The 22489-nt window shown below is 60.0% G+C and carries 23 protein-coding genes; 9 read left to right on the plus strand and 14 right to left on the minus strand.

The features are described from left to right. Window positions 1–4 precede the first annotated feature (4 nt). The 4 genes from RA29_RS12940 (at window position 5) to RA29_RS23765 (ending at window position 5432) form a co-directional block, all read left to right on the plus strand. Window positions 5–724: a response regulator transcription factor gene (locus RA29_RS12940; RefSeq protein ID WP_039686574.1), complete on the plus strand. Its 720-nt coding sequence runs from the start codon at window positions 5–7 to the stop codon at window positions 722–724. A gap of 144 nt (window positions 725–868) precedes the next feature. Next, the gene (gene ligA / locus RA29_RS12945; protein ID WP_039686576.1) at window positions 869–3118 is read left to right on the plus strand and encodes an NAD-dependent DNA ligase LigA; all 2250 of its coding nucleotides are present in this window, start codon (window positions 869–871) and stop codon (window positions 3116–3118) included. Then, the gene (gene recG / locus RA29_RS12950) at window positions 3115–5202 is read left to right on the plus strand and encodes an ATP-dependent DNA helicase RecG (protein ID WP_039686578.1); all 2088 of its coding nucleotides are present in this window, start codon (window positions 3115–3117) and stop codon (window positions 5200–5202) included. The genes ligA and recG overlap by 4 nt, the downstream gene beginning before the upstream one ends. A 101-nt stretch (window positions 5203–5303) precedes the next feature. After that, entirely contained in the window at window positions 5304–5432 is a 129-nt protein-coding gene (locus RA29_RS23765; RefSeq protein WP_275041506.1) for a hypothetical protein, read from the plus strand. 177 nt (window positions 5433–5609) lie between these two features. On the opposite strand, the gene RA29_RS12955 is transcribed toward RA29_RS23765, so the two are convergent. After that, window positions 5610–7004, minus strand: a complete 1395-nt coding sequence (locus RA29_RS12955; RefSeq protein WP_039686580.1) for a methyl-accepting chemotaxis protein — start codon at window positions 7002–7004, stop codon at window positions 5610–5612. A 73-nt stretch (window positions 7005–7077) separates the two neighbouring features. Next, a complete protein-coding gene (locus RA29_RS12960; protein ID WP_039686582.1) occupies window positions 7078–7530 on the minus strand; it encodes an iron-sulfur cluster assembly scaffold protein in 453 nt (150 codons plus the stop codon). Window positions 7531–7605: 75 nt separating this feature from the next. On the opposite strand from RA29_RS12960, the gene hisI reads away from it, so the two are divergent. Further along, complete coding sequence (gene hisI, locus RA29_RS12965; RefSeq protein WP_039687773.1) at window positions 7606–7968, plus strand: phosphoribosyl-AMP cyclohydrolase; 363 nt, start codon at window positions 7606–7608, stop codon at window positions 7966–7968. Window positions 7969–7996: 28 nt separating this feature from the next. On the opposite strand, the gene gluQRS is transcribed toward hisI, so the two are convergent. The 4 genes from gluQRS to RA29_RS12985 form a co-directional block, all read right to left on the minus strand. Beyond that, window positions 7997–8866: a tRNA glutamyl-Q(34) synthetase GluQRS gene (gene gluQRS, locus RA29_RS12970; RefSeq protein ID WP_039686584.1), complete on the minus strand. Its 870-nt coding sequence runs from the start codon at window positions 8864–8866 to the stop codon at window positions 7997–7999. After that, window positions 8863–9468, minus strand: coding sequence for a methyltransferase domain-containing protein (locus RA29_RS12975; protein WP_039686586.1), 606 nt, complete (start codon window positions 9466–9468; stop codon window positions 8863–8865). The genes gluQRS and RA29_RS12975 overlap by 4 nt, the downstream gene beginning before the upstream one ends. A 33-nt stretch (window positions 9469–9501) precedes the next feature. Next, window positions 9502–10854 (minus strand): methylenetetrahydrofolate--tRNA-(uracil(54)-C(5))-methyltransferase (FADH(2)-oxidizing) TrmFO, encoded by a 1353-nt coding sequence (gene trmFO, locus RA29_RS12980; protein WP_039686588.1) that lies wholly within the window; start codon window positions 10852–10854, stop codon window positions 9502–9504. A gap of 514 nt (window positions 10855–11368) precedes the next feature. Further along, a complete protein-coding gene (locus tag RA29_RS12985) occupies window positions 11369–12154 on the minus strand; it encodes an enoyl-CoA hydratase (RefSeq protein ID WP_039686590.1) in 786 nt (261 codons plus the stop codon). Between the two features lie 57 nt (window positions 12155–12211). On the opposite strand from RA29_RS12985, the gene RA29_RS12990 reads away from it, so the two are divergent. After that, window positions 12212–12649 (plus strand): PaaI family thioesterase, encoded by a 438-nt coding sequence (locus RA29_RS12990; RefSeq protein WP_039686592.1) that lies wholly within the window; start codon window positions 12212–12214, stop codon window positions 12647–12649. A gap of 69 nt (window positions 12650–12718) precedes the next feature. Here RA29_RS12990 and RA29_RS12995 read toward each other — a convergent pair whose 3' ends face one another. Next, window positions 12719–12952, minus strand: a complete 234-nt coding sequence (locus RA29_RS12995; RefSeq protein WP_039686594.1) for a DUF1127 domain-containing protein — start codon at window positions 12950–12952, stop codon at window positions 12719–12721. Window positions 12953–13045: 93 nt separating this feature from the next. Here RA29_RS12995 and RA29_RS13000 point away from each other — a divergent pair, with 93 nt between their 5' ends. Next, window positions 13046–14461, plus strand: a complete 1416-nt coding sequence (locus RA29_RS13000; RefSeq protein WP_039686596.1) for a PLP-dependent aminotransferase family protein — start codon at window positions 13046–13048, stop codon at window positions 14459–14461. On the opposite strand, the gene RA29_RS13005 is transcribed toward RA29_RS13000, so the two are convergent. After that, the gene (locus tag RA29_RS13005; protein ID WP_039686598.1) at window positions 14458–15504 is read right to left on the minus strand and encodes a hypothetical protein; all 1047 of its coding nucleotides are present in this window, start codon (window positions 15502–15504) and stop codon (window positions 14458–14460) included. The two genes, RA29_RS13000 and RA29_RS13005, sit on opposite strands and share 4 nt — an antisense overlap. After that, window positions 15504–15821, minus strand: a complete 318-nt coding sequence (locus RA29_RS13010; RefSeq protein WP_039686600.1) for a hypothetical protein — start codon at window positions 15819–15821, stop codon at window positions 15504–15506. The genes RA29_RS13005 and RA29_RS13010 overlap by 1 nt, the downstream gene beginning before the upstream one ends. Before the next feature lie 134 nt (window positions 15822–15955). On the opposite strand from RA29_RS13010, the gene rplM reads away from it, so the two are divergent. Further along, window positions 15956–16417 carry a 50S ribosomal protein L13 gene (gene rplM, locus RA29_RS13015; RefSeq protein WP_039687774.1) on the plus strand — a complete coding sequence of 154 codons (462 nt, stop codon included), beginning with the start codon at window positions 15956–15958 and terminating at the stop codon, window positions 16415–16417. Between the two features lie 2 nt (window positions 16418–16419). Further along, a complete protein-coding gene (gene rpsI, locus RA29_RS13020) occupies window positions 16420–16908 on the plus strand; it encodes a 30S ribosomal protein S9 (RefSeq protein ID WP_039686602.1) in 489 nt (162 codons plus the stop codon). Window positions 16909–17099: 191 nt separating this feature from the next. Here rpsI and RA29_RS13025 read toward each other — a convergent pair whose 3' ends face one another. The 5 genes from RA29_RS13025 to RA29_RS13045 form a co-directional block, all read right to left on the minus strand. Beyond that, on the minus strand, window positions 17100–18611 hold the full coding sequence (locus RA29_RS13025) for an aldehyde dehydrogenase (NADP(+)) (protein ID WP_039687775.1): 1512 nt from the start codon (window positions 18609–18611) through the stop codon (window positions 17100–17102). Between the two features lie 77 nt (window positions 18612–18688). Continuing rightward, window positions 18689–19693: a 4-hydroxythreonine-4-phosphate dehydrogenase PdxA gene (locus RA29_RS13030; protein WP_039686604.1), complete on the minus strand. Its 1005-nt coding sequence runs from the start codon at window positions 19691–19693 to the stop codon at window positions 18689–18691. Further along, window positions 19693–20406: a GntR family transcriptional regulator gene (locus RA29_RS13035; RefSeq protein WP_039686605.1), complete on the minus strand. Its 714-nt coding sequence runs from the start codon at window positions 20404–20406 to the stop codon at window positions 19693–19695. Before RA29_RS13035 ends, RA29_RS13030 begins: the two co-directional genes overlap by 1 nt. 1 nt (window position 20407) lies before the next feature. Then, the gene (locus tag RA29_RS13040; RefSeq protein ID WP_039686608.1) at window positions 20408–21316 is read right to left on the minus strand and encodes a dihydrodipicolinate synthase family protein; all 909 of its coding nucleotides are present in this window, start codon (window positions 21314–21316) and stop codon (window positions 20408–20410) included. After that, a complete protein-coding gene (locus tag RA29_RS13045; protein ID WP_039686610.1) occupies window positions 21313–22488 on the minus strand; it encodes an L-rhamnonate dehydratase in 1176 nt (391 codons plus the stop codon). Before RA29_RS13045 ends, RA29_RS13040 begins: the two co-directional genes overlap by 4 nt. Between the last annotated feature and the right edge of the window lies 1 nt (window position 22489).

Consider the following 22489-nt stretch of genomic DNA (forward strand, 5'->3'; position numbering starts at 1 on the left):
TAGAATGCGTGTGCTGCTTGTAGAAGACGATCCAACAACTTCCAAAAGCATCGAGTTGATGCTGACCCATGCCAACCTGAACGTCTATGCGACGGATTTGGGGGAGGAGGGGATCGACCTTGCAAAGCTGTATGATTACGATCTGATCCTTCTCGACCTTGATCTGCCGGACATGAACGGTCACGAGGTGCTGCGCCAACTGCGCCTTGCTCGGGTCGAAACGCCGATCCTGATCCTGTCCGGTGCGGATGACACGGAAAACAAGATCAAGGGGTTCGGTTTTGGTGCTGACGACTACCTGACCAAGCCGTTTCATCGCGAGGAGTTGGTCGCCCGGATTCATGCCATCATTCGCCGGTCCAAGGGACATTCCCAATCGGTCATTGAAACTGGTGACATTTCGGTCAACCTGGATGCCAAGACTGTCAGTGTGGACAACAAGACGGTGCATCTGACGGGCAAGGAGTACCAGATGCTTGAACTGCTCAGTCTGCGCAAAGGCACGACGCTGACCAAGGAAATGTTCCTCAACCATCTTTACGGTGGCATGGATGAGCCGGAGCTGAAGATTATCGACGTGTTCATTTGCAAACTCCGCAAGAAACTGAGCAACGCAACCGGCGGGCAAAACTATATCGAAACCGTCTGGGGCCGCGGATATGTGCTGCGCGATCCAGAGCCTGTTGAAGCAACCGAAGACAGGGCCATAGCCATCGGCGCTTGAACCTGGCGCACGTTCCCCAAAAGGGCCGGCATAGCATTTGCGTGCCGGTCTTTTTTTGTTTGTCTCTCACGGTTTGTGATCAATGACTGGACCCCACCGGTTGCGGCTTTTATCTCTTGTCGCAAGACGAACAGGGGATGCGTCGTGACAGATACAATCGAAGTTGACGCGCTGACGGAGGCGCAGGCCAGCACCGAGTTGGCGCACTTAGCCAAGGCGATTGCAAAGGCGAACGCAGCATACCACACGGACGATGCCCCAGAGATCAGCGATGCCGCGTATGACGATCTCAAGCGCCGCAACGCTGCGATTGAAGCGCGTTTTCCCCAACTTAAACGTGCTGACAGTCCAAGCGATCAGGTCGGCGCCCCGGTCGCCGAAGGGTTTTCAAAAGTCACCCATGCGGTTGCGATGCTGTCGCTCGCAAACGCCTTCGATGACGACGATGTGGCTGAATTCGATCAGCGTATTCGCAAATACCTCGGCATGGATGCCAAAGCTGCATTGAGCTACACGGCAGAGCCCAAGATTGACGGGCTGTCACTGTCCTTGCGCTATGAAAACGGTGAATTGGTTCAGGCGGCGACTCGTGGAGATGGGGCTGTTGGTGAGAATGTTACGGCCAACGCCCGCACGATAGAAAACGTGCCGCAAAGGATCGCGGGCGCCCCGGAACTTCTTGAGGTGCGCGGCGAAGTTTACATGTCCCACCCTGATTTCGAGGCTTTGAATGAACGCCAGGCCGAAGCAGGTCAGAAAACCTTTGCCAACCCGCGCAATGCCGCGGCCGGGTCTCTGCGCCAACTTGATGCAAACATCACCCGCGCGCGTCCGTTGCGTTTCTTTGCATATGCTTGGGGTGCGCTGTCCGACCCGCTGGCAGACACGCAAATGGGTGCGATCCAGCGCTTGGAAGCATTTGGATTTCAAACCAACCCTCTGACCCGTCTCTGTGACGGGACGCAGGACATGATCGCGCATTATCGCCATATCGAGCAGGAGCGCGCGACGCTCGGCTATGACATTGATGGCGTTGTCTACAAGGTCAACGACCTTGCCTTGCAATCACGCCTGGGCTTCAGGTCAACGACACCCCGCTGGGCCGTGGCCCATAAGTTTCCGGCGGAACTTGCCTGGACGCGCCTCGACGCAATCGACATTCAGGTGGGCCGGACCGGCGCGCTGAGCCCTGTGGCACGGCTCACCCCTGTGACTGTCGGCGGCGTGGTGGTGTCCAACGCAACGCTGCACAACGAGGACTACATCGCCGGACGCGACAGCAAGGGGGGCGTCATCCGCGATGGCAAGGATATTCGGGTCGGCGACTGGGTGCAGGTATACCGCGCAGGTGACGTTATCCCGAAGATCGCGGATACAGATGTGTCGAAACGCCCTCAAGACGCGGTGGCCTTTCAGTTCCCGCACCGGTGCCCCGAATGCGGCTCTGACGCAATCCGCGAGGAGGGGGATGCGGTGCGGCGTTGCACCGGAGGGCTGATTTGCCCCGCGCAAGCTGTTGAAAAATTAAAGCATTTTGTGGGGCGCAGTGCATTTGACATCGAAGGGCTTGGCGCCAAACAGGTCGAGATGTTCTATCATGATGATCAGCTGCCAATTCGCACGCCCGCCGATATCTTCTCACTGAAAGACCGCGACGCACGCAATCTCAGCAAGCTCGCCAATCGAGACGGGTGGGGCGAGACGAGTGCACGCAACCTGTTCAACGCGATTGAAGAGCGGCGCAAGGTGCCTCTGGGCCGCGTGATCTTTGCGCTGGGCATCCGCCATGTAGGCGAGGTGGCGGCGAATGACCTGGCCCGACATTACACGACGTGGCCGTCCTTTGCCCTGGCCGTCGATACCGCAGCACCCGCGGCCGAGTGTCAATTGCAGGCTGACGCGGCCGAGGTGGCAGAGCGGGAACAGGCCGCACAGGAAGGACGGCGTGCGCGGATCAAGCCGGTTCGCGATGCCGCGTGGGCCGACCTGCCCGCAGATGCACGGGCGGCGTGGTTGGACCTGACCGGTATTGACGGCATTGGCGCTTCGGTGGCCACGGCCCTGGTCACGACATTCCAGCAAGAGGCCGAACGCCAATCCATTGATGCGCTGATTTCGGGGTTGGATATTCAGGAGGCGGAGGCTCGGACAACAGCGGACAGCCCCGTGGCTGGCAAGACTGTTGTGTTCACCGGGACGCTGGAAAAGATGACGCGCGCCGAGGCAAAAGCGCGGGCCGAAACCCTCGGGGCCAAAGTGTCAGGGTCGGTCAGTGCCAAGACCGATTTGCTGGTTGCAGGGCCGGGGGCTGGGTCCAAGGCGAAGAAGGCAGCTGACCTCGGGGTTGAGACCATCGACGAAGACGGCTGGCTGGAGCTGATCGAGGCGTTATGAGCCGCCCCGAAATCCTGTTTCCGCTTTTTGCTGCGCTTGAGACGCTTGAGGGCGTCGGGCCGAAGACGGCGCAGAGCCTTGCCCATCTGGGTGTGCAAGCGCCGCGCGATCTGTTGTTTACTTTGCCGCATACAGGCATCGACCGCGCGTTGCGCGACACGGTTGAAGGCGCACCTATGCCCGCAACTTTGACCGTGCGTGTGAAGGTCGGCGCGCACTATCCGGCCCGCAATCGCGGCGGGGCCTACCGCATCCATGTCGAGGACGCCCAGACCTGTTTCCAACTGGTCTTTTTCCACGGGCGCAGCGACTATTTGAACAAGGTCCTGCCAATCGGCAGCACGCGCGTGGTGTCGGGCAAGGTCGAGCTGTTTGATGGGATCGCGAATATGGTGCATCCCGACCACATTCTGGCAGAGGCCGACGCTGCCGACATTCCCGCTTTCGAACCCGTCTATCCTTTGACGGCCGGGGTCACCCAGAAAACCATGTTCAAGGCGTCTCGATCATCTTTGACCCGGGTGCCACAGATGGAGGAGTGGATAGATCCCGCGCAGCTTGCCCAGGCAGGATGGCCGGACTTTGCGACCGCCATGCAGACGGTGCACACTCCGCAATCGCCCAAGGATCTGTCGCCGGACGCGGTGGCGCGCACAAGGCTGGCCTATGATGAGTTGATGGCACATCAACTGACGCTGGTACTGGCCCGTGCCTCAGAGCGTCAAGTTGCCGGGGTGAGCAGCGTAGGCACCGAACGGTTGCAGGCCAAGGTCCGGGCGTCGTTGCCCTACGCTCCGACGGGGGCGCAGGAGCGGGCGATTGCAGAGATCGTCAAGGACATGGCAGCGGCCACACGGATGAACCGTTTGCTGCAGGGCGATGTGGGGGCTGGCAAAACGCTTGTTGCGTTCATGGCGCTTTTGGTCGCCGTTGAGGCGGGCGGCCAGGGCGTGATGATGGCGCCGACAGAAATCCTTACGCGCCAGCACCTGGAAGGTTTGCAACCCTTGGCCGAGGAGGCTGGAGTTGTGCTTGAGATTCTGACCGGGCGCGACAAGGGCGCGGAGCGTCGCGCCAAGCTGGAGGCCCTGGCGCGCGGCGACATTCAGATCCTGGTTGGGACGCATGCTGTATTCCAGGACGACGTGCACTTTGCGGACCTGAGGTTGGCCATCGTCGACGAACAGCACCGGTTTGGTGTGCGCCAGCGTCTTGCATTGGGCAAGAAGGGGAGTGCGGCGGACGTGTTGGTGATGACGGCCACGCCGATCCCGCGGTCTTTGGCGTTGGCGCAATATGGCGACATGGACGTGTCGGTGCTGGATGAAAAACCGCCCGGGCGCAAACCGATCAAGACAGCCATGGTCAGCACCGGGCGGATGGACGAGGTGGTGGCCCGGTTGCGCGCCGCGATGGAAGAAGGACGCCAGTGCTACTGGGTTTGCCCTCTCGTCGAAGAAAGCGAGGTTGTGGACCTGACCGCGGCTGAGGAGCGGTTCAAGCGTTTGCGCGCGGTGTTGGGAGAGGACCGCGTCGGACTTGTCCACGGCCAGATGCCGCCCGCCGAGAAAGACGCCGCGATGGCAAAGTTTCAGTCAGGTGAAACAGGCGTTCTTGTAGCAACGACTGTGATCGAGGTTGGGGTGAATGTGCCTAACGCGACGATTATGGTGATCGAACGGGCTGAAACATTTGGCCTTGCGCAACTGCACCAATTGCGCGGGCGGGTCGGGCGCGGGGATGCAGCCTCCACCTGTTTGCTGTTGTACCATGCACCGCTTTCGGACACGGGACAGAAGCGGCTGGAAGTTCTGCGCGAAACGGAGGACGGGTTTCGCATCGCCGAGACCGATTTGCAGATGCGCGGGTACGGAGATCTGATCGGCACCGCGCAGTCGGGTGTGCCCCGGTTTCAAGTGGCTGACATGGAACGGCAGGCCGGTTTGATGGCGATTGCCCAATCTGATGCGCGCAAGCTGTTGGCCGATGACCCCGCGCTTTTGTCCTCGCGGGGACAGGCGGCGCGTGTTCTGTTGTGGCTCATGCGGCAGGACGAAGCAATCCGTTTGATATCAGTGGGTTAGGCCTACGTGTTCTGAAAAGTTCGCAAATGTTCTTAAAAAGTTCTTTACCAATGGTTAAGAATGTGAGAACAAAGTAGAAACTCAAGGACGGAGACGCTGACATGACGACGCTGCGCCACATCAAGGATATCGCAACCCGCGCCGAAGCAACGTTGCTTCACGATGCCATGGGCGTTGCTGCTCTGACCGTGATGCTTGTCGTTGGTCTGCACCTTCCGGCTTTGATCTGAGTTCTGCCTGCGATCTTGCTTGATCCCATACCGCACCCGTCCCAGGTGCTGTTCCCGCGTCCCCTCGGCTCTGCCTGCCGATCATGACGCCCCCGTTTGCCTCGGGGTTTCCGGATCTGTCCCAAGCAAGAGACGCTTTCCCTGCGCCGCCATCCGCCCGGATGTGCGGCGCTTTTTTTAGAAAGTGTAGGCGAGGCGCAAACCACCCCAGTGCCGCCCGTTCACGAAAATGGGGGCGGAGAGGTCTTTCATCATTTTGAATGTCCCGCCGCCCATATCGCGGCGATAGACTTGGAGAAGAAAGGGCGCGGTGCTCCGCCCGGCTTTCAAGCCGACCCGGTCGTCAAAGATACGCCGGTTGCGGCAATGCGCTGTGTTCCAGACCTCATTATCCGATTGCGGTCTGGAAAACTTGGTATTGTGCGTTGGCAGGTAGCCGTTGACGTCCACCGCAGCGCAAAAGACCACACGCCTGTCAAAGTCCAGCGCGGGTTCCTGAAGCGGCGGCAGGATCTGATCCAGAACATCATTGTACGAGGTTGCGACCTGCTGCGGTTTGGTGCCGGGCACTGGCACATAGCTGCGATCGAAAAGCCTGGCCTCTGAAATAAGATCGCGCGCAAGGGCGTCTTCGAAAGCTTCGGCAACGGCCATCGCGCGTCGGCAGACATCTGTGATAAAGGGCGCGTCGTCGGTCGTCCCACCCAAGGCCGCGCTGGATTGTACGATCTGCTCCGAAGTATCGACCATGCGTTCGATGCGTTCATGCGCCTCGGCGATGCCGTCGGTGGTCTGTTTGATGCTGTGCTCAATCCCCTGCATGTTGGGCCCAAAGGCAGTTATGGCCCGCCGCACTTGGACGGAGTGTTCAGCAATCCGCGCTGCTTCTTCCCGTGTATCGTTGACGGATTTTTCCATCCGTCCCAGGGCACGGTCCGTTTCGGTGCTGTGTGCGATGACATCCATGGCCTGTTCGGACACTTGGGTGGATTCTGTGCCAAGGTTTGCGATCCACTGCGTCAAGGTTTCGATATTGGCCGAGATTTCGGCGGCTGCCCCTTTGGTTTTCTGGGAGAGTTCGGTGATGGCTTCGGCGACCACCGCAAAGCCGCGCCCGGCATCGCCTGCGCGTGCTGCTTCGATCTTGGCATTGATGGCGAGCGTGTTGACCTGCATTGAAATGGCGGCAATCTGCGTGTTGTTGGCGGTGACGGCTGCCAGGGTCTTGCGCACCGTATCGCTGCGGTCCGACAGGTCCTGAACCCAAGCGGCCACGTCGCGTGACCGGGCACCCAGATCGCGCATCATGCCAACGGAGTCACCGACATCGGCATGCGTACGCGCCACGCTTTCAACAAGGTCGGCCGCCGCCGCGTCCACTGCGACATTGGCGGTTTCGATGTCTTGGGCACTGTCGGACAACTCAGCAAGTGCTGCGCGCTGGTCCTGCGCCTGCCGTTCGATCATGTCAAGAAAGCCCGCAAGGTCCACGATCTCGTACCCGAGGGTCGAAGCCGAACCGGCCAGATCATTCACAAGAGGGACTTCCGGGAAATCGGCCCTGGCCGTCATAGCAAAACCTGCAGCAATTGCGGAGTGCCACAGGGCTAAACCCGAATCGTTCAGATTTTCCTAAGCGGATTGATCAGGCGCAGTCGGATTGCAGTGCTTGTTCTATGGCCTCAGCGGCCGCCTCAATGCTCAGCAGGATAGAGGCGTGGCGATTCTTGTAGTCGCGGGCGGGTTCCAGAACCTCAAACCCATCAAACGGCGCCGACGGCACCGGGCCGCCAGATTTCAGCATGGATCGCAAGGCATCCCGACCTGTTTGCACATCCTGAAGGGTCAGTCCGACCACTGCGCTGCCGGTCACAGCCGCGGCTGCCTGGCCGAGCGCGCAGGCCTTCACGTCCTGGCCGAAATCCGTGATCCGTCCGTTTTCTACCCGCACGTCTACGGTCACGGTGGACCCGCAAAGCGGCGACCGTTTTTTTACGGTCGCATCGGGACCATCGAGCCGTGTGTGATGCGGGATGTCAGCGGCAAGGCCGAGGATGCGGCTTGAATATAGCTTAATCAGATCGGTATCGGCGGGCATGTCGCCTCCGCACTGGTGTTGCACTGGGTTTGGCCATATTTAATCGGCCTGATCTCAGATGCAAAAGGTTTTGCCATGTCGGCCTTTGATCCCAACAGTTTGAAATTTAATGATCAGGGCTTGATCCCTGCGATTGCGCAGGACGCGGATAGCCATGAGGTGTTGATGATGGCGTGGATGAACGCCGAAGCCGTTGCACGCACATTGGACACTGGCCGCGTCACTTATTGGTCGCGCTCGCGTCAGTCATTCTGGGTGAAAGGCGCGACATCGGGACATGTACAGGAACTGGTGTCTTTGCGCGTCGATTGTGACCGTGACTGCCTGTTGATGCTCGTGAACCAGACGGGTGCGGCTTGTCACACCGGGCGTCGGACCTGTTTCTATACGGACGTTTCAGATGGGTCCGAGGTCGAGTTGATGAAACCGATGGCCTGAAGAGGACTGTCTGCCATCTCGGCCCGCCTCACTCCCTAGGGTTTTGTTCAAACAGAGACGCGAGACCGACCATTTCGCGGATATCTTCCGGCGTTGCGCCGTCTGCGCGGTACTTTGCGATGGCCCGGGCGTCGTCCCGTTTGGCGAGCCGCTTGCCGGTGTCGTCCCGGATCAGGCGGTGGTGGTGGTAGGTGGGCGTCGGCAGATCTAGGAGGCGTTGCAGGAGGACTTGCAGCGGCGTTGTGTCGAACAGGTCAGCACCACGGATGACATGCGTGATCTCTTGGACCGCGTCATCAATCACTGCGGCAAGGACATAAGACACCGTTTCGATTTCCTTGCGCCCAAGCACTGCGTCGCCGGTTTGCTTGACCAAGCTGTCGGCATCGACACTGTGTTGACCAGTGTGCAGCGGGCCGTTGTCTTCAAAAGTCACGGGCGTATCGAGCCTCGCAACGGCGCGCGCCATATCCAGACGCAGCGCATCACCGGGTTTGCGGGATGACATTGGGCGCCCTCTGCATGTTCCGGGATAGACAGGCGGCGTTGTCACACCCTCCTGCGGGGCGGAGAGGGCCGCGCGAATGTCGCTGCGCCGACAGGAGCAGGGATAGACCAGCCCGTCTTTGGCCAGTTGCATGAGCAGCGAATTGTAGCGCTCCAAGTGTTCTGACTGGCGTAACACCGGCTGGGCCCATGTCAGGCCAAGCCAGTTGAGGTCATCATAGATTTTTGTTTCCCAAGCCGGGCGTGCGCGGCTGGTGTCCGTATCCTCAATCCGCAGAAGAAACGTGCCATTTGCGTCTCGGGCCATGTCGTGGGCCAGCAGCGCAGAATACGCATGACCCAGGTGCAGCGGCCCTGTTGGGGATGGTGCAAACCGCGTGACGAAGGTCATTTCTTTTCAATCACGTACACGGTGGAGTTCAGGTTGATGCCAGGAAGATGCGGACCGTGTTCTTTGAACAGAACGGACGCTGCGCCGCAATCGGTCCATTCGGCCACACCGGCCTCGTTTTCCGGGTTTTCGAGGGCATGATCGTTGAAGGAGAAGACAAGCTTGCCTTGAGCCGGCAGCGTTCGCATCAAAAGATGCAGCACGCTGATCGGCGCTGCGCCCGCGCCGATCACGCCGATGGCCGCGATGGCCTTGTAGTCGGTGCGCGGCAGGGGGCCATCGGCGTCGATCCGGTCAAGGGTGCGGTACACATTCTTTGCGCGCGCGCCGTCGAGCATTTCGCCGGACAGATCAACGCCGTCGATGGTCTCAAAACCCGCCAGTTTCAGGGCAAGACCGGACAGTCCCGTGCCGCATCCGAAGTCCAGGATCGGGTCAGACAGATCGTCAATATGTGCCTTAAGGGCATCTGCGCAGCGCGCAGGCGTGGCATATCCGTTCCCACGCACCTCAGCGTCGTAGCTCGCCGCCCACTCATCATAGAGCGTCCGGGTAGAGGCTGTGTCACGCGCCTGATACGCCTTGTCCAGAAAGCCCGTCATGTAGTGACAGTAGCGGCCAGCACGGTGGCGCGTCTAGGCCGCAGCCGCCTGAGGCGCCAGCCAGGCCAGCCAATCTGCCTTGGCCCGGTCAGTATAGGCTTTGTAACGATCCTTGCGCCCGCGACGACCGCCGCCCAGCCCCTCGACCGGGGGAAACAGACCGAAGTTCACGTTCATGGGCTGGAATGTCTTTGCATCGGCACCGCCCGTAATGTGAGTGATGAGTGCGCCCATGGCTGTGGTGTTCGGCGGCACGTCCAGCGCGCCACCCAGGATTTCGGTGGCAGCGGCACGTCCGGCCAGCAGGCCCATGGCTGCGGATTCCACGTACCCTTCGACACCAGTGATCTGCCCCGCAAATCGGATGTTGGGGCGGGACTTCAGGCGCATGTCGTTCGTCAGCAGCGTCGGTGCATTCAGAAACGTGTTGCGATGAATGCCGCCCAGGCGGGCAAAGCGCGCATCTTCTAGGCCGGGAATGCATTTAAAAACATTGGCTTGTGTGCCATACTTCATCTTGGTCTGGAAGCCGACGATGTTGTAGAGCGTGCCCAGCTTGTTGTCGCGGCGCAGCTGAACCACGGCATAGGGTTTGATGTCCGGCTGGTGCGGGTTGGTCAGACCCACGGGTTTCATCGGACCGTGGCGCAGGGTCTCGCGGCCGCGTTCTGCCATAACCTCGATGGGCAGGCAGCCGTCAAAATATCCTGCGGTCTCACCCTCGTGAAACTCCGTCTTGTCGGCGGCCAGCAGTGCGTCGATGAAAGCCTCGTACTGGTCGCGGTCCATCGGGCAATTCAGATAGGCGGTGCGTTCTTCCTCTGTCTCGCCCTTGTCGTAGCGGGACTGCATCCACGCCTTTTCCATGTTGATCGAGTCAAAATAGACAATGGGTGCGATGGCGTCGAAAAAGGCCAGCGCCTCGGCCCCGGTCTCTGCGGCGATAGCTTGCCCGAGGGTGGAGGATGTCAGCGGACCGGTGGCGATGATCCAGTGGCCGCTGTCGGGCAGGGCGGTGATCTCACCATACTCAACCGTCACATTCGGATGCGCCATCAGCGCGTCCGTCACAGATTGCGCAAACGGATCGCGGTCCACCGCCAGCGCACCACCTGCGGGCAGGCGGTGCTTGTCGGCGGTCTGCATGATCAGGCCGTTTGCCTGCCGCATTTCCCAATGCAAAAGACCGACGGCGTTCTGTTCGCTGTCATCCGACCGAAAAGAGTTCGAGCAGACCATTTCCCCCAACAGGCCGGTCTGGTGCGCAAAGGTGCCAACCTGAGGCCGCATTTCGTGGATCACCACGTTGACGCCCATGTTTGCGGCCTGCCACGCGGCCTCGGACCCGGCCATGCCGCCGCCCACGATATGAAGAGTGTTTGCCATGGCGCGGATGTAGGGCAAGCGACCGGTTCACGCAATGGCACGGACTGATCTGGATCAACGCGGTGCGGCCAGGTGCTGCTAATTTCGCAGTATTATTGGAATCAGGAAGATATGACGATGACTCTGAAGACTGCTTTGATGCTTTTGGCGTTGATTGGTTTGGCTGCGTGTGGGGAGCCCGACAGGTATCCGATTTCTGGGCAGGCATGTTCACCGGACGATCCGGTGCAAGATATGCAAGTGGACATGTGTGCGCCCACGCCATAGGCGAATGGCCCACTGCTGGGTTTGAGGTCTGACGTTATGGGGAGTTTTGGGGTCGCCGCTGCGGGAATGGTCGGTCAGAGAGAGGCTGACCTGGAGGGACCTTCCGCCCACGGCGACCCAAAATCGTCATCGGTTTGTTAACCGTGTCCAATTTGTGCCTCATTTGCGCCCAAATTGCCAGCGGTGATTTGGAAATAGTCAGGTGACGATTTGGAAACAACCAAAAGTCGTGGCGCATTTTAGCGATCTATTGTGACCAATCCGGCGGGCGCTTTTCGATAAAGGCGTCGATACCTTCGGCCGTGTCGGGGTTCAGCATGTTCGTGACCATCACTTCACCGGTGTAGGCATAGGCCTGCGCGACGGGCATCTGGAGTTGTTCATAGAAGGCCTGCTTGCCGATCCTGACGGCGCTGCCCAGCTTTGACGCGATGCGATCTGCCATCTGACTTGCCGTGTTTTCCAATGTGTCATACGGAACCGCATGGTTAACAAGGCCCAGTTCGACAGCGCGGTCAGCCTCGATGAATTCACCGGTTGTTAACATTTCGAAGGCTTGCTTGCGCGGGATATTGCGGCTGAGCGCGACCATCGGAGTAGAGCAGAAGAGACCGATGTTCACGCCGTTGACCCCAAATCGCGTGCCATGGGCGGCTACGGCCAGATCGCAGGTCGCAACCAGTTGGCAGCCTGCCGCCGTTGCGATCCCATGAACCTGCGCGATGACAGGCTGAGGCATGGATTGGACGCGTGCCATCATAGCGGCGCATCGGTCGAACAGGTCCTTGAAGTATGCGGCCCCACCGTCAGCGGCCTGACGCCCGGCTGTCATCTGTTTCAGGTCATGGCCCGCGCAGAAGGCTTTGCCTGCGCCGGAAAGAATGACGGCCCTAACCGCGCTGTCTGCGGCCACGTCATCAAGCGCGCCGTGCAATTCGGCAATCATTTCGTCCGACAGCGCATTCAGCCGATCCGGCGTGTTCAAGCGCAGATGGGCGACAGCGCCCGTGACCTCACGTTCCAGAATTGCCATCTTGCCCTCCCATCCATTTGCGGCTCACCCTACGGCAGGGACAGGGGAAGGAAAAGCATGGCCGTTGTAATGACCGCGTCTGAGATGAACGCATTTCTACAAAAGGTTTTTCTTGAGGTCGCAGGCGAGTTTCATGTCGAAGAGGTGACGGAAGAGGGGGTGGTCTTGCGTCTTTTGGTCTCCGAGCGGCATTTGCGTCCAGGCGGCACGATCTCCGGGCCTGCGATGTTCGGGCTGGCTGATGTGACCGCCTATATGGTGACGCTTGCGCATATCGGGCCGCGCGCTTTGGCTGTCACGACCAATTGCTCCATCGATTTCATGCGTAAACCCAAGGCTGGCGTGGATCTGATTGCCCAAGGGCGGCTTTTGAAATTGGGTAAGCAGCTGTCAGTGACCGATACGCTGTTGTTTTCCGAAGGGGATGATAAGCCCGTCGCCCGCGCCAGTCTGACTTATGCCATTCCGCCGCAGGGCGTTGATATTCCCGTCTAAAAAACGGCCGGGACAGGGGTTATCCTGAACCCGGCCGCAGGAAGAGGTCTGGCAGACGCCACGGGGATGTCACATCCGCCAGAACACACGCCGCGCTTCATATTCAGCCTCGGCGGGTGTCAGTCCAATGTCGCGCAGAAGGTGCGGGTCCAAATGACGTAGGTGCAACCGTGTTCTGCGACGCATGGCCCATTTCGACAGCACCACAGCGACGCGCAGCGCAAAGACCGAGGCAGCCGGAATGCGGTTTTGCGCAGTCAGGTAGGCCAGGTGTGAAGCGGGCGATTGCATGTGGTATGCCATGGGAATCTCCTAAATTGTATTGACACAATATGGCGAAATTGCCATAGTTGAGTGATACAATGCCAAATAAGATAACGCTACGGAAACATTGTAATGGGTACAATTTGGTCACCAGAGCTGCTGGACGGGCAGGGGCCGAAATACAAGGCGGTGATGCAGGTCATTCGCCAGCGCATTGCGGAGCACGATCTGACTCCGGGGGACAAGCTGCCGCCGGTGCGCGACCTGGCCTGGAGCCTTGGGATCACGCCCGGCACCGTGGCGCGCGCCTATACGCTTCTGACTGACGACGGAACGCTGATGGCCGAAGTTGGCCGGGGCACATTCGTGGCGCAACCCAATGAAAAAGGACCACTTTTTGCGGATGTTCCGATTGAGATAGACAGTGTGGCGCACAATTCCGGCGCGCAAGCCTGGAACGTCAATCTGTTCTCCCCGCACTTGCCGAGTGTGGGGCAGGCCACCTTGATCCGCAGGCTGCTGGCTGACGTGGCGCAGGATCCGCCGTCAGGCGTGATGCACTACCCGACCCGGACAAGCAGCGCCGCGGCGCGGACGGCAGCGGCGGCCTGGCTGGCCGGGGCGCCGCTTGGGTCCTTTGGACCGGACGACATTGTGCTGGCCAACGGGGGGCAGAACGCAATTCTGCTGGTGTTTCAGGCGCTTCTCAAAGGGCGCCGTCCGGCCATTCTGGTCGAAGATCTGGCCTATCCCGGTTTCAGACGGGCGGCTGAACTGTTGCGTGCAGATGTCATTCCGGTGGAGATGGATGCGCAAGGTGTGATCCCCGAAGCGCTCGGAGCAGCTGCCAATGCGCATGATGCTCAGGTGTTCTGCACGTCGCCCGAAGTCCACAATCCAACCTGCGGATTTACGCCGCTCGAACGGCGGGAAGCGCTGGCAAAAGTCGCCAAGCGTCAGGACCTGCAGATCCTTGAGGACGATTGTTACAGGTTGGGGCAGGCTCAGGCCCCGAGCTACCGCATGATTGTACCAGAGCGGACTTGGTACATTTCGTCGATCTCGAAATCCATCACGCCTGCGCTGCGGTTGGGCATCGCTGTAACGCCAAAGGGGCGCGCCAACATCCTGCGGCGCACTGCGGAGTATTCATTTTTCGGGCTGCCGACGCCCATGACGGACCTGTTTGCCGCACTGCTGGTGCATGACGACTTGCCCGACCTGATGGCGGATGTGCGCAAAGCGATTGGAACCTATGTGCAGCGCACGGTGAATATACTCGGGGGCTATGACATCGTCTGGCGAAAGGACGTGCCGTTCCTGTGGCTCCGTTTGCCGGAGGGATGGCGTGCGGGTGCCTTTGTTCAGGCAGCGGCACAACAAGGGGTCGGTATTCGGGCGGCCGAAGATTATGCGTGCCGTGACGCGCGCACGCCCCATGCGGTCCGCATGGCCATCAATGCTGGTGTAAGCCTGCAATCCTTTGAAGCGGCGATTGAACGTTTGCGTGATCTTCTGGACAATCCGCCGGATCAGATCGGCGTCTAAAGCAACCCACCTGCGCCCCAGGCGAGCCCAAAGGTGATGGTCGCCATCGACAAAATCGCTGCATAGGCGGCCAGTTTGACGTAAGCAAACGGGCGTTCCCCATAGGTGCGCCCCTGCATGCCGCAGACGACGACTTTCATCGCCTCACCTTTGTACTGGTAATGCAAGATCCAGACCGGCAGCAGAATGCGGCGATATCGTATGCCCGTTGTGTCGGTTGTATAGCGCACATCGTGCACGCCGGACTTGTTCACATGACCCTTGATCCCGTTGCGGATCAGCAAATCCTTGTCGTCGGCATTGGCTTTCAGCCCTTCAGCGACGGATTGGTGATGCCGTTCCGCCCCAAAACCAGCGAGATAACCGGGCCTATAGGGCCGCAGGCGGCGCGGTTCGAAATCGTGCAGGATGCCATCGCGGATCAGCGGTGTGACATGCGGTGAGGCGGGAACGAGCAGGTCATCGAACCGGATGCGCAAAGCGCCCGAGGTGCGGCGGGTCACCGTGCTTTTGTTGCGGCGGACCTTGTACTTGGCCCAGTAGTTCACGGCCTCGTCGCTGTCGAAGGTCCAGAAGGGGACGTAAATGCCCGCAACCCGCGCTTTGGGCACCACCGCTTTGAGGTCCGACGGGGCGGCCCACCGCGCTGCCACCCATGCCAGTGCTGCGGCTTGCGCATCGCGTTCCGGAACACGGAAGGGGATGAGCGCCTTGGTCCGGTATCCCGTATCGGATGTCGCCAGCACGACCGGTCCGTCACAATAGGCGCAGCGCTCCGACAGCGTTTGGCCAACAAACACAACGTCACCGCCGCAGGTCTGACAGTGGTGGACGCGCGTTTCCTCGACCACGGGCGGATCCGTGTCTGGCTCATCCGGATCAAAACTGAACTCGCGCGCCGCGTCTGCATCGTTTTCTGTTTCCAGCCCGTATCGCGTTGCGCAGCTTGAACAAACAAGCGCTTGCTGTGCGGGATCGTACACGCATTGCCCTGCGCAGTTTGAACACTGCAACTCGGACTGTGTGGCGCTCAGATCATCCATCAGTCGGACTCCATGATCGCCATCGCGATTTCCAGCAGGATACGCAGGCGCAACCAGCCCCGGTCGATGGCAGCCTCGAGATCGCCGTTGACGGCCCAATCGCCAAAGATCGTTGCAATGAACCAAGTGGTCATCAGCCAGAAGGCCACCATGGACCAGCCCCGCAGGGATCGCAGCCATCCGGCTGAGCCGTGCTTGAGCTCGTGCTTGGCCTCGTAAACCACAATAAGCTTTCGCATGGCCGGGATGCCGACGACCGTGGCCGCAGCCAACAGTGCCAGGGTTGCAAGGGCAGGGGCGGCCAATTCACTCAGCATGTGGGGTATTCTGTTACCTTATTTTTAAGCATATGTTTTTGCTTCATAAAAACCGCCATACCGCAGTTGACGCGATCTGGTCCTGCTGTATAACCGCGCAATCTGAATTTCCACCCTTCAAGGGATTCACCGTAATGAAAACCTATACCGCAACCCCTGCGGACATCGACAAGAAATGGATCCTGATCGACGCCGAAGGCGTTGTTCTGGGCCGTCTCGCATCGATCGTCGCCATGCGTCTGCGTGGCAAGCACAAACCGTCGTTCACACCCCACATGGATTGTGGCGACAATGTCATCATCGTCAACGCCGACAAGGTGCAACTGACCGGCAACAAGCGTCAGGAACATCACTACTGGCACACCGGCCACCCCGGTGGGATCAAGTCGCGTACCAAGGAGCAGATTCTTGAGGGTGCGCATCCCGAGCGTGTTGTGACCCTGGCCGTGAAGCGGATGCTGCCCGGCAACCGTCTGAGCCGTCAGATCATGACCAACCTGCGTGTCTATGCCGGTGCCGAGCACCCGCACGAGGCACAGAGCCCCGAAGTTCTGGATGTCAAATCCATGAACAAGAAAAACACGCGGAGCGCATAAAGATGGCCGACGAAATCAACACACTCGAAGACCTGCAAGCCGTGGCCGGCGATGCCGCCCCGGTTGAGGTCGAGATGACGCCTCGCGAACCCGTTCGCGACGAGTTTGGTCGCTCTTATGCCACCGGCAAGCGGAAAGACGCGGTTGCACGTGTCTGGATCAAGCCCGGTTCAGGCAAGGTCACCGTGAACGGCAAGGAAATGGACAAGTATTTTGCGCGTCCCGTGCTGCAAATGATCCTGCGCCAACCTTTCGACGTTGCCGGTGTTGCAGATCAGTTTGATGTGACAGCAACCGTAAAGGGCGGTGGCCTGTCTGGTCAGGCTGGTGCGGTAAAGCACGGCATCTCGAAAGCGTTGCAACTGTACGATCCCGCCCTGCGCGGTGCGCTGAAAGCGGCAGGCTTCCTGACCCGTGACAGCCGTGTGGTCGAGCGTAAGAAATACGGTAAGGCCAAAGCGCGTAAGAGCTTCCAGTTCTCCAAGCGCTAACGCTGAACGGACCAAGAGTTCAACAAAATCAAACGCCCGCTTGCAAAAGCGGGCGTTTTTCGTCGTTGGCACCAGCGTCACCAGGTGGGATGACCCTCGTGTCGCCGGAGGGTGACTTTTAGCTGTGCAAAGGGCCTGTTGTCACCCTCTGAGGGAACAGCCAATCATCTTGGCGAGTTGTGCCACTCACTTCAAAAGCTCTCAGGCAAAAGGGCATCCGGCATGTTTTGATAGCAAACAGGGCGGAGGAAGCGCCGAATGGAGAGAGTGCCGACGGAGGTTGCGCCGAAATTTGTGGATGCAGGATATGGCCCTCCGTGGACCATGGTATCTGCCACTTCCACGCCGGTTGGAAAGCCATTGACGAGAACCCGACCGGCCTTGCACTCCAACACTGGCAGCAAGCGGGCGGCGTGCGCCATATCCGCGTCTTCCATCTGCAACGTGCACGTTAATTGCCCATCGAAGGACTTTGCCAACACAACCATTTCGTCGATGTCTTCTACTTCAATGACCAGCCCTACCGGACCAAACACTTCTTCGGAGAGCGTTTTGTTCGCCTGCCATTCGGCGGAAGTGACCTTGTAGAGCGCGGCAACGGCCTGACGGCCCTGGCTGGTCTCAGAAACAAGCTGTTGCACTCCGTGCGTTGAAGCAATCTCTGCTACGCCGCGCGCATAAGCTTCGGCGATCCCATCTGTCAGCATGGTTTGTGGCGTTGCGTCCTGAAGCGCAGAGACAGTCGCTTCGACAAACGTGTCTGCTTGCTGACCCTTCACGACCAGTGCAACGCCCGGGTTGGTACAAAACTGACCCGCCCCCATGAGAAGTGAGGCTGCCCAAGCCTGACCCAGCGCTTCGGCCCGGTTTTCGATGGCACCGGGCAGGCAGAACACAGGGTTGATCGATCCCAGCTCGCCAAAGAAGGGGATCGGTTCGGGGCGTGCTGCACACAGGTCGAAGAGCGCTCGCCCGCCGCGCAGCGAGCCTGTGAAACCTACGGCCCGGATCAGCGGGTGCTGCACAAGCGCGCTGCCCACCTCATATCCGTTGTCTTGAATGAAGCTGAAGGTCCCAGCGGGCATTCCGGTTTTCTGGATGGCGGCGTGGATCGCCTCGGCCACGATCTCTCCTGTTCCGGGATGGGCCGCATGGCCTTTCACAACGACCGGGCATCCTGCAGCAAAGGCAGCAGCGGTGTCGCCACCCGCCGTCGAGAACGCGAGTGGGAAGTTCGATGCCCCGAAGACCGCGACCGGGCCAATCGGTCGCTGGATCATCTTGAGGTCGGGGCGCGGCAGCGGCGCGCGGTCGGGCAGGGCGGTGTCGTGGCGGCGATCCAGGTAGTCGCCCCTGAGGATGTGATCCGCAAATAGGCGCAGCTGGCCGCATGTGCGGCCCCGTTCGCCTTCGAGCCGTGCCTCGGGCAGCCCGGTTTCCTGTGTTCCGATCTGGGTGATCGCAGCGCCCCGTGCCTCGATTTCATCAGCGACTGCGTTCAGAAAGCCAGCCCGCGTTTCGCGGTTGCTGTAGCCATAGGTCTCGAAAGCGGCTTCGGCTGCGGTGCAGGCGCGTGCAACAAGGTCCGGCGTGCCAACGCAAAACGTGTGGGACGGACCGTGGGCGGGTTCCGAGCTGAAGGTGGCGTCTGTTGCGACCCATTCGCCTTCAACAAGGTGTTTTCCGTGTGGAGTGAAAGTCATCATGCTGTCCGTTGTTCAAGAAAGGTCAAGTCGTGCGCGCCTAGGCGGCGTGCACGGTCGCATATGCGATCAATGGGTCAGGCGGCGGTGTCAGCCTTGGCGGTCAGTGCCATGCGTACCAGCAGATCAAAGGCTTGCCGCGTCGCACCGACGTTGGCGATGCCTCGTCCTGCGATGTCAAAAGCGGTGCCGTGTGCAGGCGTGGCGACAGGGATCGGCAGGCCACCGGCGATTGTCACACCGCGTTCAAACCCCATCAGCTTGATCGCGATCTGCCCCTGGTCATGATACATGGTGACCACGGCATCGACCTCACCCCGCTTGGCCTTGAGGAAGACCGTGTCGGAGGGCCAAGGCCCCGTGACGTTCATTTGTCTTCCCCAACAGGCTTTCACGACCGGTTCGATCACGTCGATCTCTTCTCGCCCAAACTTGCCGTTGTCGCCTGCATGGGGGTTGAGAGCCGCGACCGCGACATGGGGGCGAGACTTGCCCGCACGTGCCAGTGTTGCGTGCGCCAGTTCGATGGCCCGCTGGATGCCCGGTCCATCGATATTGGCAGCCACATCCTTGAGCCCGATATGGCTGGTGACGCGCGTTGTCATCAACTCATCCAGCACGTTGATCTCGGAGTGGTAGCCCTCAAATCCAAGATAGCGCGCCATGTACTTGTGTTCGTCTTCGGCATTGAGGCCCGCAGCCGTCATCGCGGCCTTGTTGAAAGGCGCAAACAGGACGCCATCGACATGCCCGGCAACGGCCAGGTCGAGTGCCTTGTCGAGACACCGCAAGGACGTCGTACCGCCGGCGACCGTCACCTCCGCGACCTGCACGTCGGCGGGGTCGATGGTTTCCATCTCCAAATGCGCAAGACCTTTGAATGTGCTCACCTCTTGTTCGGGGATCGTGGTTAATTTCACTTCTGAATTGGCCTGTGCGGCACCGCGTTGCCACAGGTGGCTGTCACCGACCAGAAGGATGTCGGCCGCGTCACGCACGCCGTCTTCGTTGAGAAGTTTGGCGATGAGTTCCGGGCCAATCCCCGAAGGATCTCCGGGCACTATGGCAAGTCTGGGTCGCATCACTTGGCCTCCTTGGTGTTTTCCATCTCGCGCACAGCGGCTGCGATATTGACCTCTGCGGTACGCAGGTGGTTTGTCAGGGCTGCCCTAGCGGCAGCGGTGTCTCGCGCTTTCAGGGCCGCCACGATGTCTTTGTGTTCGTTGCGCGTGGCATCTCTGCTGGCCTTCCGCTGAGAGGACAGGAACCGAACACGCCACAGCCGGGCGTTGTAGGTTGCATGCGTTTCAGCCAGTGCTGCGTTTCCCGACGCAGCCACGATGGCTTCGTGAAACCTCATGTCCATGCGGAACGCCTCAAGCTGGCCCTGCGTGTCGCGTGCTTCCTTGATCGCGGTATTGATCTGCTCGATTTGCTTGATCTGAGCGTCCGTTGCGTTGGCGCAGGCCAGTTCACCGGCCAGCGCCTCAAGCGCGCCCTGCACCCTCAGCCAATCGTTGATTTCGTCCAACGACGGGTCGGCGACACGCGGACGTCGGGTCGGTCCGTAGACAATCAGACCTTCGGTTTCGAGAATGCGCAGCGCCTCCTTGAGCGGTGTGCGGCTGATCCCGAAAGCCTCTGCCAAATCGCGCTCGCGCACCGGCATGCCTGGGGCGAGTTTACCGAGCAGAATGAACTCGCGCAGATTGTTGGCGGCATCTGCTGCAAGCGACTGTCGGGGTTTCAGATCGACGAAGTTGCGCAGTTCATTTGTCCATGCCGTGTCAGTCATTCTATGTTCCCCATCGCAGGACCAACGGGTCCAGTGGTCGCAGCAAATCCAACAGCCGGGACCGGATCGCCGGGTGCAGGGGCGGGATCGGATGGCGGCAAAACTCCGACTTGATCACGCCGCCTTCGACCATGGCCGCTTTGCAAGATTGCCAACCACATTGCCGGTTCTCGTGATTGATGGCCATGGCGACGCGCCCGTAGGCGGCTGTGGCGTCATCAATACGCCCCGCATAGTGGTGGGTCAGCACCGGTTTGATTTGGTCGACAATCATACCGCTGGTCATAGAGCCGCGCGCGCCCGCGTCGAGATCGGCCAGAAGCGTGATGGCCTCTTCCCCGTCGAAGGGGCCCTCGATGGCATCGCCGCCTTGATCGATGAGGTCGCGGATTTTGTTCGCGGCGCGTGGGCATTCGATCTTGAACAGCTTCACGGCTTCAATCTCTTGCGCCATGCGGACCAAAAGGGGCACGGACAGGTCAACGCCGGAGAGGGGCGCGTCCTGCACCATGATCGGTATGCCCACCTCACTTACGGCTGCGAATTGTTCAAAGCTTTGCTGGGGCGTCCCCTTGAGCAGTGCGCCGTGGTAAGGCGGCATCATCATCACGATGTCGGCGCCCAGGTCCTTGGCAAAGCGGGCGCGTTCGACGGCAATCTGTGTGGCATAGTGGCTGATGGTGACGATGACCGGCACCCGGCCCGCGACATGTTCGACGCTCAGGCGCGCAAGAACCTCGCGCTCTGCGTCCGAGATCAGGAACTGTTCCGAGAAGTTCGCGAGCACGCAGATGCCGTCAGCCCCCTGATCGATCAGGCAATCAAGCACGCGCTTCATCCCATCCAGATCAAGGGTGCCATCGTCGTTGAAGGGCGTGGGCGCGACAGGCCAGATACCGGTGTAACTCATTCGATGATCTCAAAATGCTGGAGGTGTTTGTCGGTGATCGAGATGCCAAGCCCGGGCGTTTCATCATCAAGCTGCAAGTACCCGTCGACGGCCTCTACGTCGCCTTCGAAGATGTAGTAGAACAGCTCGTTGCCGACTTCGATGTCGAAGACAGGGAAGTATTCGCTGATCGGGCAGTTCGCGTTGGCCATGGTCAGGTGATAATTGTGCATCTGGCCCGCATGCGGGATCACGGGGATCTGCGCGGCTTCGGCGATGGCGTTGATCTTTTGCGCGGCCGTGATTCCGCCGACACGGTTGGTGTCATATTGCAGCACGCTGACCGCCTTGCGGTTGATCAGTTCGGCGCAGCCGATGACGCTGAATTCGTGTTCTCCGCCCGAGATGGGCACGATCCCCATCGCATTCAGTTCGGCATATCCGGCAACGTCATCTGCGATTACCGGCTCTTCCAGCCAGCGCGGTTCGTACTTCGCCAGTTTGGGCAACATCCGTTTGGCGTAGTCGAGGTTCCAGCCCATGTAGCATTCGAGCATCAGATCGACGTCGTAGCCCAGCACCTCGCGCAGCGCCTCGACACGCTTGAGGTTCTCGCGCATGCCCGCCATGCCGTCCTTGGGGCCGAAGCCGAAGCGTGATTTGTAGGCGTTGTAGCCGTTCTTCTGCGCCTCTTCGGCCTCGCGCTGCATGGCTTCGATGCTGTCGGCGTAGAGTTTGGAGTAGTAGACAGGGATCTTTTCCTTGGTCCTACCGCCCAGCAGCTTGAAGACGGGTTTATCCACAAGCTTGCCCATCAGGTCCCAGATCGCAATATCGATTGCCGAGATCGCGGTCATGCCGATCCCCTTGCGACCCCAGGCATGCGACCGGCGATACATCTTTTCCCAGATATAGGCGTAGTCGAACGGGTCTTCGCCGACAATCAGGGGCGCATACCAATCATCAATCGCTTTCTTGACGACTGTTGGGGCAAGGGCCGCATTTCCGATCCCGATGGTGCCGTCTTCGGCCTCGACCTCGCAGGTCAGCCATTGATGGAAGCGGAAGGACGCCATGGCGTCACCCTTGTCCCAAAGAGCGTCAGAGGCGTTGGTGCAGAAGTTGCCTTGCGGCGGCACGGTCGGGCCTGTCCAGTTCCAAACGCGCGTTCGAACGGATTTGATCTTGGTCATG

Origin of the sequence: Tateyamaria sp. ANG-S1 (assembly GCF_000814025.1) — a bacterium.
GTDB lineage: Bacteria > Pseudomonadota > Alphaproteobacteria > Rhodobacterales > Rhodobacteraceae > Tateyamaria.